At 69.7% G+C, this 370-nt stretch carries 1 protein-coding gene; it reads right to left on the bottom strand.

Features of this window, described 5'->3' with window-relative positions:
- A partial coding sequence (locus CWB66_RS22095) for an inorganic phosphate transporter (RefSeq protein WP_138587038.1) occupies positions 1-370 on the bottom strand: 370 nt, incomplete at both ends.

Below are 370 nucleotides of genomic sequence, written 5' to 3'. Positions count from 1 at the left end.
GTGGGTGGTCGACACCGGCACGCCCAGGGCCGTGGCCAGGAACAGTGTGATCGCGCCGCCGGTCTCGGCGCAGAAGCCGCCGACAGGCTTGAGCTTGGTGATGCGCTGTCCCATGGTCTGCACGATGCGCCAGCCGCCGAACATCGTGCCCCTGCCGATGGCGCCGTAGGAGGCGAAGCTGACCCAGGTCGGCGGCGCCTTGTCGCCGACGCCGACCATGCCGGCCGCGATCAGCAGCATCCAGATCAGGCCGATGGTCTTCTGCGCGTCGTTGCCGCCATGGCCCAGGCTATAGAGGCCCGCCGAAACGAGCTGCAGCCGGCGGAACCAGCGGTCGACGCGGATCGGCGACGTGTGCCGGCAGATCCAG

This window comes from Pseudoalteromonas sp. S558 (assembly GCF_005886635.1).
Lineage (GTDB): Bacteria > Pseudomonadota > Gammaproteobacteria > Enterobacterales > Alteromonadaceae > Pseudoalteromonas > Pseudoalteromonas aliena.
The sequence above is the reverse complement of the archived record's forward strand: the minus strand, read 5'-3'. Positions and strand labels throughout refer to the sequence as shown.